The organism is Pseudomonas sp. SORGH_AS_0211 (assembly GCF_031453455.1).
Lineage (GTDB): Bacteria > Pseudomonadota > Gammaproteobacteria > Pseudomonadales > Pseudomonadaceae > Chryseomonas > Chryseomonas aestiva.
Window position 1 is genome coordinate 2,275,647 of sequence record NZ_JAVIZV010000001.1, and the last position, 16,799, is coordinate 2,292,445.

Annotated in this window: 15 protein-coding genes and 2 pseudogenes; 13 read left to right on the plus strand and 4 right to left on the minus strand. The window is 67.5% G+C overall.

Annotated elements, in window-relative coordinates; genetic code table 11:
• The first annotated feature begins 63 nt into the window (after nucleotides 1-63).
• Genes QE393_RS10595 through QE393_RS10615 form a run of 5 tightly spaced genes read left to right on the plus strand, consistent with a single transcriptional unit; the run spans nucleotide 64 to nucleotide 4,589 of the window.
• On the plus strand, nucleotides 64-741 hold the full coding sequence (locus QE393_RS10595) for an amino acid ABC transporter permease (protein ID WP_310043359.1): 678 nt from the start codon (nucleotides 64-66) through the stop codon (nucleotides 739-741).
• On the plus strand, nucleotides 738-1,472 hold the full coding sequence (locus QE393_RS10600; protein WP_273806092.1) for an amino acid ABC transporter ATP-binding protein: 735 nt from the start codon (nucleotides 738-740) through the stop codon (nucleotides 1,470-1,472). Before QE393_RS10595 ends, QE393_RS10600 begins: the two co-directional genes overlap by 4 nt.
• Before the next feature lie 20 nt (nucleotides 1,473-1,492).
• Nucleotides 1,493-2,728: a cysteine desulfurase-like protein gene (locus QE393_RS10605; RefSeq protein WP_310043361.1), complete on the plus strand. Its 1,236-nt coding sequence runs from the start codon at nucleotides 1,493-1,495 to the stop codon at nucleotides 2,726-2,728.
• A gap of 36 nt (nucleotides 2,729-2,764) precedes the next feature.
• A complete protein-coding gene (locus QE393_RS10610) occupies nucleotides 2,765-3,634 on the plus strand; it encodes a MurR/RpiR family transcriptional regulator (RefSeq protein WP_310043363.1) in 870 nt (289 codons plus the stop codon).
• Between the two features lie 52 nt (nucleotides 3,635-3,686).
• On the plus strand, nucleotides 3,687-4,589 hold the full coding sequence (locus QE393_RS10615; protein ID WP_273806089.1) for an allantoinase PuuE: 903 nt from the start codon (nucleotides 3,687-3,689) through the stop codon (nucleotides 4,587-4,589).
• A gap of 127 nt (nucleotides 4,590-4,716) precedes the next feature.
• Here QE393_RS10615 and QE393_RS10620 read toward each other — a convergent pair whose 3' ends face one another.
• Both QE393_RS10620 and QE393_RS10625 read right to left on the minus strand, forming a co-directional pair.
• Nucleotides 4,717-5,166: a DMT family transporter gene (locus QE393_RS10620; protein ID WP_273806088.1), complete on the minus strand. Its 450-nt coding sequence runs from the start codon at nucleotides 5,164-5,166 to the stop codon at nucleotides 4,717-4,719.
• Between the two features lie 313 nt (nucleotides 5,167-5,479).
• Nucleotides 5,480-6,472, minus strand: coding sequence for a dienelactone hydrolase family protein (locus QE393_RS10625; protein ID WP_273806087.1), 993 nt, complete (start codon nucleotides 6,470-6,472; stop codon nucleotides 5,480-5,482).
• Between the two features lie 183 nt (nucleotides 6,473-6,655).
• On the opposite strand from QE393_RS10625, the gene QE393_RS10630 reads away from it, so the two are divergent.
• From QE393_RS10630 to QE393_RS10665, 8 genes and pseudogenes are all read left to right on the plus strand, one after another.
• A complete protein-coding gene (locus QE393_RS10630; protein ID WP_273806086.1) occupies nucleotides 6,656-7,624 on the plus strand; it encodes a helix-turn-helix domain-containing protein in 969 nt (322 codons plus the stop codon).
• A gap of 65 nt (nucleotides 7,625-7,689) precedes the next feature.
• Nucleotides 7,690-8,616, plus strand: coding sequence for a transporter (locus QE393_RS10635; protein ID WP_273806085.1), 927 nt, complete (start codon nucleotides 7,690-7,692; stop codon nucleotides 8,614-8,616).
• A gap of 10 nt (nucleotides 8,617-8,626) precedes the next feature.
• Nucleotides 8,627-9,844 carry an MFS transporter gene (locus QE393_RS10640; protein WP_310043370.1) on the plus strand — a complete coding sequence of 406 codons (1,218 nt, stop codon included), beginning with the start codon at nucleotides 8,627-8,629 and terminating at the stop codon, nucleotides 9,842-9,844.
• A 21-nt stretch (nucleotides 9,845-9,865) separates the two neighbouring features.
• On the plus strand, nucleotides 9,866-11,314 hold the full coding sequence (locus QE393_RS10645) for an amidase (protein WP_310043396.1): 1,449 nt from the start codon (nucleotides 9,866-9,868) through the stop codon (nucleotides 11,312-11,314).
• 335 nt (nucleotides 11,315-11,649) lie between these two features.
• Nucleotides 11,650-12,768, plus strand: a pseudogene (locus QE393_RS10650) (PAS domain S-box protein); the annotation flags it as partial.
• A 109-nt stretch (nucleotides 12,769-12,877) separates the two neighbouring features.
• Nucleotides 12,878-13,018: pseudogene (locus QE393_RS10655) on the plus strand (histidine kinase dimerization/phospho-acceptor domain-containing protein); the annotation flags it as partial.
• A gap of 246 nt (nucleotides 13,019-13,264) precedes the next feature.
• Nucleotides 13,265-14,002, plus strand: coding sequence for an ATP-binding protein (locus QE393_RS10660; protein WP_310045626.1), 738 nt, complete (start codon nucleotides 13,265-13,267; stop codon nucleotides 14,000-14,002).
• Nucleotides 14,003-14,152: 150 nt separating this feature from the next.
• Nucleotides 14,153-15,340 (plus strand): NAD(P)/FAD-dependent oxidoreductase, encoded by a 1,188-nt coding sequence (locus QE393_RS10665; RefSeq protein ID WP_273806082.1) that lies wholly within the window; start codon nucleotides 14,153-14,155, stop codon nucleotides 15,338-15,340.
• A 27-nt stretch (nucleotides 15,341-15,367) separates the two neighbouring features.
• Here QE393_RS10665 and QE393_RS10670 read toward each other — a convergent pair whose 3' ends face one another.
• Nucleotides 15,368-16,369, minus strand: coding sequence for a dipeptidase (locus tag QE393_RS10670; RefSeq protein WP_273806081.1), 1,002 nt, complete (start codon nucleotides 16,367-16,369; stop codon nucleotides 15,368-15,370).
• 87 nt (nucleotides 16,370-16,456) lie between these two features.
• Nucleotides 16,457-16,717 carry a hypothetical protein gene (locus QE393_RS10675; RefSeq protein ID WP_310043399.1) on the minus strand — a complete coding sequence of 87 codons (261 nt, stop codon included), beginning with the start codon at nucleotides 16,715-16,717 and terminating at the stop codon, nucleotides 16,457-16,459.
• Between the last annotated feature and the right edge of the window lie 82 nt (nucleotides 16,718-16,799).

The following is a 16,799-nucleotide window of genomic DNA, read 5'->3' on the forward strand; positions in this document are numbered from 1 at the left end:
GCCCGCCGCTGCTGCAGGCCCGGGGCGAGGTCCGTTCGCCCCGGGCCGTGACCGAGGTATCCCATGGATCTTCTGCAAACCTTCTTCAACTGGAACGTGCTGGTCGAATCGCTGCCCCTGATGATCCGGGGCCTGAGCGTGACCGTTCTGCTGGGCCTCGTGAGTATCGTCCTGGGCCTGGTCGGCGGGCTGCTGCTGGCGCTGCTGCGTCTGTATTCCTACGCGCCGGTGCGGCTGCTGGCGCGGATCTACATCGACATCATGAGGTCCATCCCGCTGCTGGTCCTGCTGGTCCTGATCTATTACGCGCTGCCCTTCGTCGGTATCCGCCTGTCCTCCTTCGCGGCAGCGGCCAGTGCGCTCTCCCTGGTGTCCTGCGCCTACAGCGCCGAGATCTTCCGCTCGGGCATCGAAGCCATTCCCCGCGGTCAGTTCGAGGCGTCGGCCGCCCAGGGCATGAGCTTCTTCAACACCATGCGCGACGTCGTGCTGCCCCAGGCGATCCGCATCGTGCTGCCGCCCATGACCAGCAACTGCATCAACGTGATGAAGGACACTGCCCTCGCCTCGGTGGTGGCGATGCCCGACCTGCTCAAGCAGGCGACCCAGGCCCAGGCCCTGGCGGCCAACCCCACCCCGCTGGTGGGCGCCGCCCTGCTCTATCTGCTGCTGCTGTTGCCCATGGTGCAACTGGTCAGCTGGGTCGAAAGACGCAATGGCGCGGGAGGCAAGACCGCATGAGCACCCTGATCGACATCGAACACCTCGACAAGTACTACGGCAATTTCCAGGCGCTGAGCGACATCAACCTGCAGGTCGAGGAAGGCGAGGTGGTGGTCATCCTCGGCCCGTCCGGCTCCGGCAAGTCGACGCTGATCCGCTGCATAAACCTGCTGGAAAACTACCAGCAGGGCCATATCCGCGTGGCGGGCGAACGGGTCGAGAACGGACCGCGCCTCGCCGGTATCCGCAGCGAAGTGGGCATGGTCTTCCAGAGCTTCAACCTCTATCCCCACCTGAGCGTCCTCGACAACGTGTCGCTGGCGCCGATCCGGGTGCGCGGCCTGAACCGGCGCGAGGTCCATGCCCGCGCGCGGGATCTGCTGGTCAAGGTCGGCATGGGCGATCACGCCCACAAGTACCCGAGCCAGTTGTCCGGTGGCCAGCAGCAACGGGTCGCCATCGCCCGCACCATGGCCATGGAGCCACGCGCCATCCTCTTCGACGAGCCCACCTCGGCGCTGGACCCGGAGATGGTCGGCGAGGTGCTCGACGTCATGCAGAACCTGGCCCGCTCCGGCGTCACCATGGTCGTGGTGACCCATGAGATGGGCTTCGCCCGGCGCGTCGCCGATCGGGTGATCTTCATGGAGAGCGGTCGCATCGTCGAACAGAACACCCCGGAACCCTTCTTTACCGCCCCTCAGGAACCCCGCACCCGGGCCTTCCTGCAGGCCATCCTGCACCACTGATCCTGGCTGGAGAGAGTCGCGTGAATTCCCTCGATATCGCATACGTTCGCAAGCAGTTTCCCGGCCTGGCCGACGACTACGTCTTCATGGACAACGCTGGCGGTTCCCTGGTGTTGCAGGGGGTCGCCGACCGGGTGGCCGACTATCTGCTCAACAGCAGCGTCCAGCTGGGCGCCTCCTACCCGCCCTCGGTCGCGGCCGGCGAGCGCGTGATGCAGGCCCGCCGCTCGGTCATGCAGCTGATCAACGCGGCCCATCCCGACGAAGTCATCATGGGCGGCTCGACCACCCACCTGCTGCAGATACTCTGCCGCGCCATCGCGCCCTCGATCGCGCCCGGTGATGAAATCATCGTCACCAACTGCGACCACGAAGCCAACATCGGCCCCTGGGTCCGGCTCTGCGAAGACCGCGGCGCCACCCTGCGCGTCTGGCAGGTCGATCCCGACAGCCTCGAGCTGGAACTGGACGACCTGCAGGCGCTGCTCGGCGACAAGACCCGCTATGTGGCCGTGACCCACGCCTCCAACATCCTCGGCTCGATCAACCCCGTCGCCGAGATCGCCCGCCGCGTCCATGCGGCGGGCGCCAAGCTGTGCGTGGACGCGGTGGCCTATGCGCCGCACCGGCTGGTCGATGTGCAGGCCAGCGGCGCCGACTTCTATGTCTACAGCTTCTACAAGACCTTCGGCCCGCACTTCGCCGTGCTCTGGGGCCGTCGCGAACTGCTGCTGGAATTTCCCAGCCTCAACCACTTCTTCATCGGCCAGGACGTGGTGCCCTACAAACTGCAGCCCGGCAACGTCAACTACGAGCTGTCCTTCGGCTGCATCGGCATCTCCGACTATCTGCTCGACATTGGCGACCGTCTTGGCGTCCAGGGTAGCGAGCGCGAGCGGATGCAGGCAGCATTCGACGCCTTCGAGATCCAGGAAGATGCGCTGGCCGAGCGACTGCTGGGCTTTCTGCGCCAGCGCCCCGGGGTGCGGGTCATCGGCAAGACCGGCGTCCAGGCGCGCGTCCCCACCATCAGCTTCGTGGTGGAAGGCGTGCGCTCGGAAGCCGTGGTGCTCGAGGTCGACGCGCAGCGCATCGGCATCCGCTTCGGCGACTTCTATGCGCGGCGCCTGATCGAGGCCCTGGGCCTGGCGCCCCTGGGTGGGGTGGTGCGGGTGTCCCTGGCGCACTACAACACGCTCGAAGAGATCGACCGCCTCATCACCGCGCTGGATCGGGCAATCACCGAGTTGCGCTGACCGGCGCCCCTCCCTTCCCTCTGCCGAGCGTTTTTCATGGCCTTACCGGAAACCCTTGCGGAGCTGCGCGACTGCATAGCCGCCCAGCACGAGCACCTGTCGGAGCGGCTGCGCGACGCGGCCCGCTTCCTCATCGACAATCCGCACGAGATCGCCCTCAGCACGGTCGCCGAGCTGGGCCGGCGCTCCAACATCGCCCCGGCCGCCTACATCCGCCTGGCCCAGGCGCTGGGCTTCGCCGGCTTCAAGGATCTGCAGCGGCTGTTTCGCGCGCCGCTGCAACAGGCCGCCGATACCCACAGCGAGCGCATCCGGCATTACGGAGGGGAAAAGCTGCTGGACGATCCCAGCGACGTCGGTGCGATCCTGCGGGAATTCAGCCAGGCCAATATCGTGTCCCTGGAACACCTGGCGGAAGGTGACCAGCAGGCCAATATCGAAGCCGCCATCGCCCACCTGCAGGCCGCCCGCACGACCTTCGTCATCGGCCTGCGGCGCGCCTTCCCGGTGGCCGCCTACCTGAGCTACGCCCTGAGCCGGGTGGGCCGCCGCGCCGTGCAGATCAGCGGCGGTGGCGGCACCCTGCCGGAACAGGTCAGCGCCATCGCCCATGACGATCTGCTGATCGCCGTGAGTTTTCCGCCCTACGCCAGGGATACCGTCGAGGCCTGCCGGCAGGCGCGCGAGGCGGGTGTGACGCTGGTGGCCATCACCGACACCGTGCTGAGCCCGATCGGCAAAATGGCGGAGACGGTGATAGAGGTCAACGATGCGGAGCTGCTCGGTTTTCGCTCACTCACCGCCTCCTTCTGCATCGCCCAGACCCTGGCCATGGGACTCGCCTTCAGCCAGGGCGATACCGATGGGACCTTCGATCATGAACGACTGAAGGACATCGACTGCTGAGCCCCTGGGCTCACCTTGTAGTTCACAACTATCACTTCAGGAGTAGATCCCGATGCTGTCACCTGCACGCGATTTGGTGGGTTATGGAAGACAACGCCCGCAAGGTACCTGGCCCAACGGCGCCCGCCTGGCCATCAGCCTGGTGATCAACTACGAGGAAGGCTCCGAGCGTTCGCTCGCCATGGGCGATCCGGACCAGGAGTCGATGACCGAATGGGGCAGCTACGCCATCCCCGCCGGCACCCGCAACCTGGCCATGGAATCCATGTACGAATACGGCTCCCGCGTCGGCATCTGGCGGATCCTCGATATCCTCGACGAACAGGCGGTGCGCGCGACCTTCCATGCCTGTGCGGTGGCCTTCGAACAGAATCCCGATGTCGCCCAGGCGGCCGTCGCCGGAGGCCACGAGATCTGCAGCCATGGCTATCGCTGGGAAGAAGTCTTTCGCCTGAGCGAAGAAGAGGAACGCGAGCACATCCGCCTCGCCGTCGAATCCTTCGAGCGCACCTGTGGCAAGCGGCCGGTCGGCTGGTATTGCCGCTATGGCGCCAGCATCCACACCCGTCGGCTGGTGGCCGAGGAAGGCGGCTTTCTCTACGACTCCGACGCCTACAACGACGACGTTCCCTATTTCGTCGAGGTCGAGGGCAGGCGCCATCTCGTCGTGCCCTACACCACCGACGTCAATGATTTCCGCTACTGGAACTCGCCCGGTCTGTCCCAGGCTTCGGACTTCTTCGAATACATGAAGGAAAGCTTCGAGGTCCTCTACGAGGACTCAGCGACCGGACCACGCATGATGTCGATCGGACTGCATCCGCGCATGGTCGGTCGCCCCGGCCGGGTCCGGGCGATCAAGAAATTCATCGAATACGCCAGGCAGTCCGAGGGGGTGTGGTTCGCGACCCGCGAAGAGATCGCCCGCGCCTGGCTGGAAAGGGCTGACGGCTAGGCTGATCCCAGCGCGTCCGGAGGCGCCTTGGCGGTCGCCTCGCGGTCGTCACCGTCCAGGCGTGATGACGACCGCCGTCCTGGGGACAGGGAGACCGCCGCGGGCCAGGGATTACCGGGGCGCCGCTTCAGAACCGGGCAATCAGGACGACCCCGGCGATCATCAGGATCGCGCCCAGCAGCCGCCAGCCGTTGACCGCATGCTGCTCCATGGAAAACAGGCCGAAGTGATCGATGGCCAGGCTGGCGATGAGGTTGGCGGTGATGGTGACGCCGTTCACCGGCGCCGCGCCGAGGCGCTGGATGAACAGCAGACCGGCGAAGACCGCCACCGCGCCGGCGATACCACCCAGGGGTGCCCACCAAGGCATGTCGCCGATCTGGCTCACCGAGGGCAGCGGCCTGGGCATGCAGATGAACAGCCCGATTGCGACGAAGGTGACCATCACGAAGGACACCGAGGTCGCCAGCCAGGGATTGACCAGCGCCTTGTTGAGCGAGCCGTTCATGGCCGCACCGGCAGCCTGCAGGAATCCGGCAACGACGATAAGGAGATAAGCCCAGTTCGCAGTATTCATCAGGAGTCGTCTCGGAGCGGAGCATGGAGGAGGCGCGGGGCCGATTCAGTGGCCGGGCGAGGCCTGAGTTACGACTGGACACATCTTGTAAAAGTGCCGTCTCGCTCGTGCCTGAAGGCTCTACACCGGGATATTGGCCGCTTTTTCGACCAGCGGGCCTGACCCGCCGCCTGGTTCGATGCCGGTCCCGTCAAGCGATTCGCGCAAGCCCGCGGCGGTCCTGCGCCCTCCTCCGCCAGGGCCGACGTCGGCGTCAGGTGCCTGCCTGGCCCAGGCACCCTTTCTCCCAGATCCCGGCCAAACCAGGGCAGGCCTATTTGACGATGGCCTTGACCGCCGCCAAGACATCCCGGGTGGCCTGCCGGGTCGCCTCCGCATCAGGCCCGACCTTGGGCCCCAGCACGACGCAGCTGTCCCGGTAGGAAAAGACCTTGCCGGTCTGCTGGTTGATCAACTCGCCCCTGGCGTTCTCGGCGATCCGGCAGTCGCGCACGGTCTGGCTGTCCTGCGCGACCACCACCGGACTCCAGGCATAGGGGCTGTCGAAGCCATGCTCGGCATGGGGATAGGTATGCACCCCGAGGTCGGCCCCCTGCTGCTTGAGCGCCGCGAAATAGCCCTCGCAGCGGGAATAGGGATCGTAGTTGTCGGCCAGGCCGTGGTAGACGCGCAGCGGCTTGGCGACGACCTGATTCTGCTCGCGAAAGGTGATCGAACAGTCGGGATAGAACGACAGGTAGCCGGCGAACTGGAAATCCTGGCTTTTCCAGCGTCTGTCGAAGCGCTCCATGGCGGCATAGAGCGACGCCTGCCCGCCGCGGGAAAAGCCCATGAGGAGGATCTTGCCTGGATCGATCCGCGCGTGCCGCGCGAGCAGGGCGCCAGCGCGATAGTCATCCAGGACGAAATTGAGCCGCCCCAGCTGGGCCTGGTCGGTGGCGGTGCTGGTGATGCCCCGGCCGGAGAAGCCATCCACGGCGAAGGTGGCGATGCCGACCTGATTGAACTGCCGCTGCCAATAGGCGATGTTGGCACCCACCCCTCCCGAGCCATGCTGAAGAATCACCACCGGGACCTTGCCCGCGCCGGGCGGCAGCGACAGCACGCCACCGAGCAGGACCTCGGTGCCGCCCTTGTCCCCCGTCAGGAATTGCTGATCGCTGAGGGTCAGCGAGGTGAAGGTCAGCACCTCTTGCCGAGCGGGAATATCGGTTGCCGGCGAGGTGGCCGCCCAGACGGTGGCACTGGCAAGGCAGGCAATGGCCGCGAGCGCGGGGCGCAAAGATCCAGCGGACAGGTGGCGCATCGGTTGCATCCTTCTTGTGGGGTCCTCCCAGGGTAGCCAATCGGCGGTGCTCTGCTGGAAAGGCGGTGAGCGGAACCCGCCGCACTAGCCAGAATTGGCACCTTTGCCGCGTAAACCGGCCTTGAGGTACGAAACTTGTAGCTCCCGCGGCAACGGCCCTTTGCGACCCAAAAGGTTTCCCAAATGCACCAAGACGGCTCCCTCGCGTTACCGCCGCGCGTACGGCATCGGTATACCGGTGACATCGACGAGCATGCGCTCTGCGTCGAGGGCTGGCACATGCAATACGATCAGCTGTCGTCGGGTCGTTTTCAGGGCGAGCTCAGCGACCTCTGGCTGGACGACCTCAGCCTGCTGCGGGATCGCTCCAACCAGGCCATGCTCAAGAGCGGCGAGGCCCAGGGGAACACCCTGACCTTCAGCCTGCCCATGCGTGACGCCGGCGCCCTGCACTGCGGCGGCCATACCCTGCACGAGGCCCAGCTACTGGTGGCGCGTGGCGACAATCTGCCGGAGCTGCGGACCCCGGCCAATCTCGATCTGATCTGCATCAATCTGCCGGAAGCCGAGATGGCGCGCCTGCTGGCCTGCCAGCACAGCGCTCTCGACGCGCGCGATCTGTCCGGCTGCTATCGCCTCCCTACCGGCTGTGCCCATGGGGAGCTGGCCGCCCTGGCTCATGAACTCTTCGCCCCGGAAGCGGAGATCCAGACCTGGCTGGCCCATCCGCGTGCCCGCGCCGCCCTGCGCGACACCGTGCTGCTGCACCTGCTCGATCTGCTCGACACCAGCGAACCCCAGGAGCTGGCGCCCAGCGCGCGGCTGCGCATGGTGCGGCGGGCACGGGAATACGCCCTGGCCCATCCAGACCGGCCGCCCAGCATCCTGGAGCTGTGCAATCGCGTCGGTGCCAGCCGCCGCAAGCTGCAGTACTGCTTCCAGGAGACGCTGGGCCTCAACCCGGTGGCCTACCTGCGCACCCTGCGTCTCAATGCGGCCCATCGCGCCCTGCGCCGGGGAGCGGGCGAATCGGTGCAGGACGTCGCCGCCCAGTGGGGCTTCTGCCACCTCAGCCGCTTCGCTCGCGACTACCAGAGGCTGTTCGGCCAGTTGCCCTCCACCACCCTCAAGACCGCCACGCAGAAGTGCTGAATCTGGCTAACGGCGGATAACGGCTTTCCCTCAGGCTCGAGTGGCCAATAAGAAGAGGGAACTCCATGAACGTTACCCGTCCGCTCCACGCCCTCGTCGTCGGCCTCGCCGCCCTGGGGCTGACCGCCGCGACCCACGCCACCGAAAGCGGCTCGCCCACCACCGCCTTCGGCGTCTACGACTTCGGCGCCGGCTTCACCCCGCCGCCCACGCCCCACGGCACCCTGGGCCTGCGCAGCAACTTCTATCGCGCCACCTCCATCCGCGATAGCCACGGTCGCGACAACGGCAATGCCTTTTCCATCGACGTCCTCTCCCTGGGCCTGGCTTACCTGAAGATGACCGATACCCGCGTCCTGGGCGCTCGCTATGGCTTTGGCGGGGTCCAGCCCTTCTTCAGGATGGACGCGGACCTCACCGTCAAGGCCAACGGCGTGCCGGTGTTTGCCGACAGCGCCACCCTGTTCCGCCAGGCCGACATCCAAGTCATTCCGCTGATCCTGCAATGGGAGCCCTCGCACAACCTGGGCGTGAACTTCTGGTTCCAGGTGCAGGCGCCTACCGGGGACTACGACAAGCGGCGACTGGTGAATCCGGGCACCCACCACTGGACCGTCTCACCGATGCTCAACCTGAGCTACATCAGCGATTCGGGCTTCGAGGTGTCGTCCAGCTTCCAGACCGACTTCAACAGCCGTAACCACGCCACCGACTACCGCAGCGGCACGGAATACCGCCACGAATTCGCCGTGGGGCAGCACTTCGGCCCCTGGACCGCGGGTCTGGGCGGCTACTACTACCGCCAGCTCACCGACGACGACGCCCCCGGCCTCACCCGCGGCAATCGCGCCCGGGTGCTGGCGCTGGGACCGGCGCTGAGCTTCTTCCAGCCCGGCCTGCCACCGGTCTGGGTGCACCTCTACAAGGAAGTCGACGCCCGCAACCGCGCCGAGGGCTACGCCTTCGCCGTACGGCTCTCCCACAGCTTCTGAGGATCCGTCCATGACCGCCACCGCCTCCTCCCGCCCTACCCCCGGCCGGCGCCAGGGCGCCGTACTCCTGCTCGGCAGCAGCCTGACCATCATGGGTTCGGTGATGGTCGCGCCGATCATCCCCAAGCTGGGCGCCGAATTCGGTCCCATCGAACCCCGCGCCGACCTGCTGATCCCCCTGGCGATGACCGGGCCGGCCCTGGCCATCGCCCTCTTCGCGCCCCTGGCCGGCTGGCTGGCCGACCGCCTGGGGCGCAAGCGGCTGCTGATCATCGCCACCTTCTGCTATGCCCTGCTCGGCATGCTGCCGGCGCTGCTGCAATCGTTGCCGGCCATCACCCTCACCCGCTTGGTCTTCGGTTTGGCCGAGGCGGCGGTGATGACCTGCTGCGTGACCCTGATCGCCGACTACTGGCAGGGCAGCCGGCGGCTGGCCTACGTCAATGGCCAGGTCATCGCCATCAGCCTGGTGGGCTCGCTGTTCTTTGTGGTTGGCGGCGCCCTGGGCGAGCATTCCTGGCGCACGCCCTTCTATCTCTATCTGCTGCCCCTGCTGCTGGTGCCCTTCATGCTGCGCCTGCTGTGGGAGCCCAGCCGCGCCAGCGTCCCGAGTCGCACCGAGGACGGCCCCGAGCGCAGTGCGCCCCTGCCGCTGCTGGTCAACTACCTGCTGGTCTTCGCCGGCATGGTGCTCAGCGTGGTGGTGCCCATCCAGAGTCCGCTGCTGCTGGTGCAGCTGGGCATCACCTCCAGCACCCTGATCGGCGCCTCGGCGGGGCTGGGCCTGCTGGCCACCCTGGGCGGCCCGCTGCTCTGGCCGCTGTTGCGCCGCGGGTGGGGCCTGGCCGGCTGCAACGCCGTGCTGCTGGCGTGCATGGGCAGCGGCCTCTGGCTGCTGGTGAACGCGCGCAGCTATGAAGCCGTGCTGGTGGCGGTGACCGTCCATGGCCTGGGCGTCGGCATGCTGGTGCCCAACACCATGGCACCGGTGATGGGGGCCCTGAGTGCCCGGGCCCGGGGCCGCGGCATGGGCGGCTACACCGGCTGCCTCTACCTGGGTCAGTTCGCCAGTCCCCTGGTGGTGGCGGTGCTCCTGCCCTTCACCGGCGATCTGCACCTGGCCATCCGTGCCCTCGCCAGCGCCGCCCTGATCGCCGCGCTCGTCTGGGCGGCCGTCGGCCTGCTGTGGCGCAAGGCCGCCCTGCCTGCTCCGTCGCGCTCTTCCTGAATTCTGATCGAGGATCTTTCCATGCACAGCCTGCAATCCCTGCTGGACACCCAGGACGGCCACGGCCTGGCGACGCTGCTGCGGCAGCGCGAGATCACGGCGAGCGAAGTGCTCGAAGCGGTCATCGAGCGCCTGGATACCGTTGAGCCGAGCCTCAATGCCGTGAGCGAGCGGCTCTATGACCAGGCCCGCGCCGCGGCCCGGGCGCCGCTCGATGTCAAGGCCCCCTTCGCCGGGGTCCCGACCCTGGTCAAGGACCTCTTCACCCCCCTGGCCGGCGCCCGCATGACCAATGGCTCCCTGGCCCTGGGCGAAGCGCGCCCGGATTTCGACTGTGAACTGGTCAGCCGCCTGCGCCAGGCCGGCTGCCTGTTCATCGGCACCACCACCTCGCCGGAATTCGGCACCTCCTACAGCACCGAGTCGCGCCGGTTCGGCGCCACCGCCAACCCCTGGAATCCGGCCCATAGCGCCGGTGGCTCCAGTGGCGGCGCGGCGGCCCTGGTCGCCGCGCGAGTGGTGCCCTTCGCCCATGGCAACGATGGCGGCGGCTCGCTGCGGGTGCCGGCGTCCTGCTGCGGCATCTTCGGCCTCAAGCCCAGCCGCGGACGGATGCCGTCCGGCCCCATGGTCGGCGAAGGCTGGGCCGGCATGGGCACGCCCCACGCCATGAGCCTGTCGGTGCGCGACAATGCCCTGCTGCTGGATGCCACCGCTGGCGCCGACCTGGGCGCGCCCTATGCCGCACCGGCCCACGACGTACCCTTCGCCAGCCTGCTGGAGCGCGATCCCCGCCCGCTGCGCATCGCCCTGGTCGAGCACCTGGCACCCTGGCCGAGCGGACCTGAGGCCCTGGCCGCGGTGCGCCACACCGCCAGACTGTGCGAAAGCCTTGGCCACCACGTCGAGCCGGCGACCCTGCCGGTGGACCTGCCAGGCTTCCTCGACCAGGTGTTCGACATCATCGGCCCCAGCACCCGTCACTACCTGCAGGTGCTCGGTGCGATGCGCGGTGCCCCGGTCAGCGACGAGGAGCTGGACGCCCGTACCCGGGTGATCCTGCGCGAACGGGGCGACATTCCCGCCCATCGCTACGCGGCTGCGGTGGAAGGCCTGCATGCCCTGGGCCGGACCCTGGCACGCTTTCTCACCGACCATGACGTCATCCTCACCCCCACCCTGACCCGCGAACCGCCGCGCCTGGGCGAGCTGGATGGCGACCGCCCGGAACGCTCGCTGGCCGAGGCCATCGCCGCCTTCCACAGCTATTCGCCGTTCACCGCCCTGTTCAACGCCAGTGGCCAGCCCGCCATGTCGGTGCCGCTCTGGTGGACCGCCAATGGCCTGCCGCTGGGCAGCCACTTCGCCGCGCGCTTTGGCGAGGAAGGCACCCTGCTGGCGCTGGCCGCCCAGCTGGAGCGCGCGCAACCCTGGGCGGGACGGCGGCCGCCGCTGGCGGGCAGTCGCTGAAGCCCGGGCCGCACGGCAATGCCCGCCGCGACCTCAGGTGAGAGACGGAGATGCCCATCGCAAACTGGCGGGCATCCCGTCACCCGCTTCGCTTGGATGCTCGCTATACTGGCCGCGCACGGCCTGTGACGAATCCCTCTGGCATCCGTGCTGGAGGCTTCAGACTGTCGCTCGCCATCTTCCCCGTTGCCCGGGCAGGGCACCGTACGAGCGACCCGATGAGCATCCTCACCTCGACTCCAGTCCCTTCGTATGCCCTGACCCAGGACATCGATCTCATCGCCGAGATCGCGGCGGTGCCCAAGATCCTGGATGTGGTCTGCCGGATGACCGGCATGGGCTTCGCGGCCGTCGCCCGGGTGACCGATGATCGCTGGATCGCCTGCAGCACCCTCGACCTGATCGGCTTCGGCCTCGAGCCCGGTGGCGAGCTGGAGCTCAAGTCGACCATCTGCGACGAGATCCGCGATCATCGCCAGCCCGTGGTGATCGACGACGTGGCGCAGGACGACTGCTATCGCGACCATCACACGCCGCGGCGCTACGGCCTGCGCAGCTATATCTCGGTCCCCATCGTGCTGGACGATGGCAGTTTCTTCGGCACCCTCTGCGCCATCGATCCGCAGCCGGCCAAACCCAGCAGCCCCGAGATCCTGTCCGCCTTCGAACTCTTCGCCGGCATGATCGCGTTGGAGATCGGTGCCCAGCGCCGTTTCGTCGCCGCCCGCAACGTCCTGCACAGCGAGGGCTTTTCCCGCAGCCTGCTCCAGGCCAGCCTGGATTGCGTCAAGGTCCTCTCCGCCAGGGGCCATATCGAATTCATGAACGCCCAGGGCCTGGAGCTCAACCAGCTGCAATCCGGCGATCAGGTGATGGGCCGCGAGTACGCCGCCCTCTGGCCCGACGAGGAAGTCGCCAAGATCCGCCACGCCGTCGCGCGTGCCGCTACCGGCCAGACCACCCGGGTCGAAGGCTTCTGTCCCACGGCCCGCGGCGAGCCGCGCTGGTGGGAGGTGTCCTGTTCACCCTTCGAGGTGGCCGGTACCGGCGAGGTGAAGATCGTCTGCATCTCCCGCGACATCAGCAGTCGCATCCTCGCCCAGCGGGCCCAGCAGGCCCGGGCCGAGGCCATCGCGGCGCTCAACGACGAGCTGGAGCAACGCATCTCGGAGCGCACCGCCGAGCGCGATCAGATCTGGAACCGCTCCACCGATCCGCTGTGCGTGGCCGACCTCGAGGGCTTCTTCGTCAACCTCAACCCGGCCTGGGAGTCGACCCTGGGCTGGTCGCTCTCGGAACTCAAGGCCCAGCCGTTCCTGGCCTTTGTCCACGATGACGATCTCGTCGCCACGCGCCAGGCGTTCCGGGATATCAAGCAGGGCATCGCGCTGGTCAGCTTCGAAAATCGCTATCGCCACCGCGACGGTTCCTACCGCTGGTTTTCCTGGAATGCCACGCGCAATGGCGAACTGATCTACGCCACCGTGCGCGACGTGACCCAGCAACGCCAGCAGACGCTGGATCTCGCGGCCCGCCGAGGACGCCCTGCGCCAGGCGCAGAAGATGGAAGCCATCGGCCAGCTCACCGGCGGCGTGGCCCACGACTTCAACAACCTGCTCACCGTCGCCCGCACCTCCTGCGACCTGCTCAAGCGCCCCAACCTCAGCGACGCCCGCCGCGAACGCTATCTGGAGGCGATCTCCACCACCGTGGATCGCGCCGCCAGATTGACCGGGCAACTGCTGGCCTTCGCCCGCCGCCAGACGCTGGCTCCGGAGGTGTTTTCCGCGCGGGACAATGTCCTGGCCATGAGCGACATGCTGGAAACCCTGCTCGGCTCGCAGGTCGGTATCGCACTCGAGGTCAGCGACGACCCCTGCCTGGTCTATGCCGACCCCAGCCAGTTCGATACCGCCCTGGTAAACATCGCGGTGAACGCCCGGGACGCCATGAGCGATGCGGGGCGCCTGACCATCAGCGTCAGCACCGTCGCCCGCATTCCGGCCACTGCCACCCAGCCGGCCCTGGCCCTCCCGGCCGTGGCCGTCGCCCTGACGGATAACGGCAGCGGCATCGTCAGGGAGCACCTGGAACAGATCTTCGAGCCCTTCTTCACCACCAAGAGAGTCGGCCAGGGCACCGGTCTCGGCCTGAGCCAGGTGTTCGGCTTCATCAAGCAGTCCGGTGGCGAGGTGCGGGTCACCAGCGAGGTCGGTCGCGGCACGACCTTCCACCTTTACCTGCCGATCGCGCCGGCAAACGGACAGCCACCGCCCCTGGATGATGCCGGGGCAACCGCCGATGGCGGCGGGGTCACCGTCCTGGTGGTCGAGGACAATCTCGAGGTCGGCAGCTTCGCCGTCGACCTGCTGAGCGACCTCGGCTACCACGCGGTGCTGGCCGCCAATGCCGAGTGCGCCCTCGCCCTGCTCGCCGACCAGCCTGGCCGGTTCGACGTGGTCTTCTCGGATGTCGTCATGCCCGGCATGAGCGGGCTGGAACTGGCCATCGAGATCAGGCGCCTCTATCGCAGCCTGCCGATCCTGCTGACCTCGGGCTACAGCCACGTACTGGCAACCAATGGCGCCCAGGGCTTCGAGCTGATCCACAAGCCCTACTCGGCGGACGCCTTGTCCCGCCGGCTGCAGGAGATCCTCGCCGAGTGCGAGTCGCACCTGACCACCTAGCGCACCGCTGACAGACCGCTACGTCCGGGAAGGACCGGGCGCGACGGCGTACCGGAGCGCGCCGACAGCGGCCCCCCACCCCGCCCTGAGGATCGGGTAACATGCGCCGCCGCGGGCCAGTGGCCCTCTTTCTATCGGTAAGGAGTCACAGTGTTCGAGACCCAGGTCATCATCATCGGTGCCGGCGCGGCCGGTTTGATGTGCGCCCTGAGCGCCGCCGCGCGTGGGCGCCGGGTCCTGGTCCTCGACCACGCCAACAAGGCCGGCAAGAAGATCCTCATGTCCGGCGGCGGCCGCTGCAACTTCACCAACCTCTATTGCGAGCCCGCCAACTTCCTCTCGCAGAACGCACATTTCTGCAAGTCGGCCCTGGCACGCTACACCCAGTGGGACTTCATCGCCCTGGTGGCCAAGCACGGCGTGCCCTATCACGAGAAGAAGCTCGGCCAGCTGTTCTGCGACAACAAGGCCAGCGACATCCTCGCCCTGCTGCTGGACGAGTGCGAGCGAGGCGGCGTCGACATCCGCCTGGATACCTCGGTGCAGGAGATCGCCCGCCTCGAGGCAGGCGGCTATCAGCTGCAGACCAGCCTGGGCCCGGTGCGCGGCGAATCCCTGGTGATCGCCACCGGCGGCCTGTCGATCCCGACCCTGGGTGCCACCGGCTTCGGCTATCAGGTCGCCCGCCAGTTCGGCCATCAGCTGCTGCCGACCCGCGCCGGCCTGGTGCCCTTCACCATCACCGATCCGCAACTCAAGGAGTTCTGCGGCGCCCTGTCCGGCACGGCGGTGGAAGACTGCCGGATCAGCTGCAACGGCCAGAGCTTCGTCGAGAATCTGCTGTTCACCCACCGCGGCCTCAGCGGTCCGGCGATCCTGCAGATCTCCTCCTACTGGCAACCGGGCGACAGCCTCAGCATCGACCTGCTACCGCACCTCGACCTGGCCCTGTGGCTCGCCGAGCAGCGCCAGGCGCGCCCCAACAGCGAACTCAAGACGCTGCTGGGCGAATTGTTCACCAAGAAGATGGCCACCCTGCTCGCCGACAGCTGGTTCCAGTCCAAGCCCTTGAAGCAGTACACCCCCGACGAACTCAAGGCCATCGCCGCGCGCCTGCACGACTGGCAACTGGTCCCGGCGGGCACCGAGGGCTACCGGACCGCCGAGGTCACCCTGGGCGGCGTGGACACTCGCGAGGTCTCGTCCAAGACCCTGGAGTCGCTCAAGTCGCCCGGCCTGTACTTCATCGGCGAGGTGCTGGACGTCACCGGCCATCTGGGCGGTTTCAACTTCCAGTGGGCCTGGGCCTCGGGTTACGCGGCGGCGCAGTACGTCTAGGCCAGGGAAAGCGCCTTGCGCCTGGACTCAGGTAGCCGCCGACGGCCAGGTCTGGCTCGCGATGCGCAGGAAATTCCCGCCCAGGATGGCGTCGATGTCAGCGGCGCTGTAGCCCCGACCCGCCAGCTGGCGGACCAGTTCAGGTAACGCCTCGGGTTGCAGCTGGGCATGACCGTGCGGCTGTCCATAGTGGCGTGCGGGCCACCAGTCTTCAGCGTCGACGCCGGCGGGAAGGTCATGGTCGGCCAGGCACAGCTCGGTATCCAGTCCGATGCCGATATGCCGGGTCCCGACCCGCTCCGCCAGGTAGTCGATCTGGCGGACATAGCTGGCCACCGAGGCCGCGGGATCACCCAGAAAGATGCCTAGCCCGGTCAGGCCGATCACCCCATCCTGGTCGGCACAGGCGCGGATCTGCCGATCATTGATCGTCCGGGGATGGTCATGCAGCGCCCTGATGTTGGTGTGGGAAAACACCACCGGCCGCGTCGAGACCGCCATGATCTCCAGGCTGGCGCGCTCGCTCGCGTGGGCGCAGTCGAGGGTGATGCCCGCCGCATTGCCGGCCGCCACAACCGCGCGACCCAGCGTCGTCAGACCGCCGCCCGCGCCATGGCAACCCCCGGCGCAGGCGTTGTCGCGGTTGTAGGCGAGCAGCATCTGGCGTACCCCGAGAGAGGCATACAGCCCGACCATCGCCGGATCGTCGAGCAGCATGGTCGAGCCTTCGAGATCGAAGGAAACCGCCAGCTTGCCCTGCTCGCGCGCACGCTGCAGGTCGGCCACCGTGCCGACGAGGCAGAAGTGCGCGGCGTGCCGGGCGAGCCAGGCGCGAAAGCCGGCGAGGGTGCGCAGCACCGTCGCGAAACGCGTCATGTCCATGCCGACGTTGATCGACACGTGATGGAAGCCGGCCGCGCGATAGCGACTCAAGCCGGACATGTCCTGCCCCGGCACCAGTGGCAGGCAGGCATGCGCCTCCCAGCGCAGCGGCTTGAGTGCTGCTTCTCCGGCTGTGACGGCCTGCATCTTAGTCCTCCCCTCCACACGTCTCGAGGGGTTCAACATAGCATGCAGACCAGGCCCACAGATCCGCCCAGGCTGGACGGCCCGGGCCTAGCCGAAGCTGACGCCCCGCAACAGCGCCGGATCGACCGCCCGCGCCTGATAGCGCACCGCGGCCTGGCCATAGGCCTGGGGATCGAGCACCTGATCCCAGCGCGCCGGTGCCTGCTGCTGAACCGCGACGACTGCGGCTTGCGCCGGCTTGGGCTGCAGCGCGGCCTGGGCGCGTCTTTCGTTGATCTCGGCGGCCATGGCGGTGTAGCTGGCGGTGCTGAGCAGGGCGAGTGCGGCCATCTTGTTGAAGACGTTCATGGTAGGTCCTCCTGTCTTGAACACGGGGGCTGGCGTCGCCGCGGCAAGCGGTCCGGCGTCAGTCACGGTTCCACCTTGCGCC

Bases quoted from the DNA above. Each gene is read 5' to 3' on its own strand.
- QE393_RS10595 (WP_310043359.1), top strand. From the start codon at position 64: ATGGATCTTCTGCAAACCTTCTTCAACTGGAACGTGCTGGTCGAATCG.
- QE393_RS10600 (WP_273806092.1), top strand. From the start codon at position 738: ATGAGCACCCTGATCGACATCGAACACCTCGACAAGTACTACGGCAAT.
- QE393_RS10610 (WP_310043363.1), top strand. From the start codon at position 2,765: ATGGCCTTACCGGAAACCCTTGCGGAGCTGCGCGACTGCATAGCCGCC.
- QE393_RS10615 (WP_273806089.1), top strand. From the start codon at position 3,687: ATGCTGTCACCTGCACGCGATTTGGTGGGTTATGGAAGACAACGCCCG.
- QE393_RS10620 (WP_273806088.1), bottom strand. From the start codon at position 5,166: ATGAATACTGCGAACTGGGCTTATCTCCTTATCGTCGTTGCCGGATTC.
- QE393_RS10625 (WP_273806087.1), bottom strand. From the start codon at position 6,472: ATGCGCCACCTGTCCGCTGGATCTTTGCGCCCCGCGCTCGCGGCCATT.
- QE393_RS10630 (WP_273806086.1), top strand. From the start codon at position 6,656: ATGCACCAAGACGGCTCCCTCGCGTTACCGCCGCGCGTACGGCATCGG.
- QE393_RS10635 (WP_273806085.1), top strand. From the start codon at position 7,690: ATGAACGTTACCCGTCCGCTCCACGCCCTCGTCGTCGGCCTCGCCGCC.
- QE393_RS10640 (WP_310043370.1), top strand. From the start codon at position 8,627: ATGACCGCCACCGCCTCCTCCCGCCCTACCCCCGGCCGGCGCCAGGGC.
- QE393_RS10645 (WP_310043396.1), top strand. From the start codon at position 9,866: ATGCACAGCCTGCAATCCCTGCTGGACACCCAGGACGGCCACGGCCTG.
- QE393_RS10660 (WP_310045626.1), top strand. From the start codon at position 13,265: ATGAGCGATGCGGGGCGCCTGACCATCAGCGTCAGCACCGTCGCCCGC.
- QE393_RS10670 (WP_273806081.1), bottom strand. From the start codon at position 16,369: ATGCAGGCCGTCACAGCCGGAGAAGCAGCACTCAAGCCGCTGCGCTGG.
- QE393_RS10675 (WP_310043399.1), bottom strand. From the start codon at position 16,717: ATGAACGTCTTCAACAAGATGGCCGCACTCGCCCTGCTCAGCACCGCC.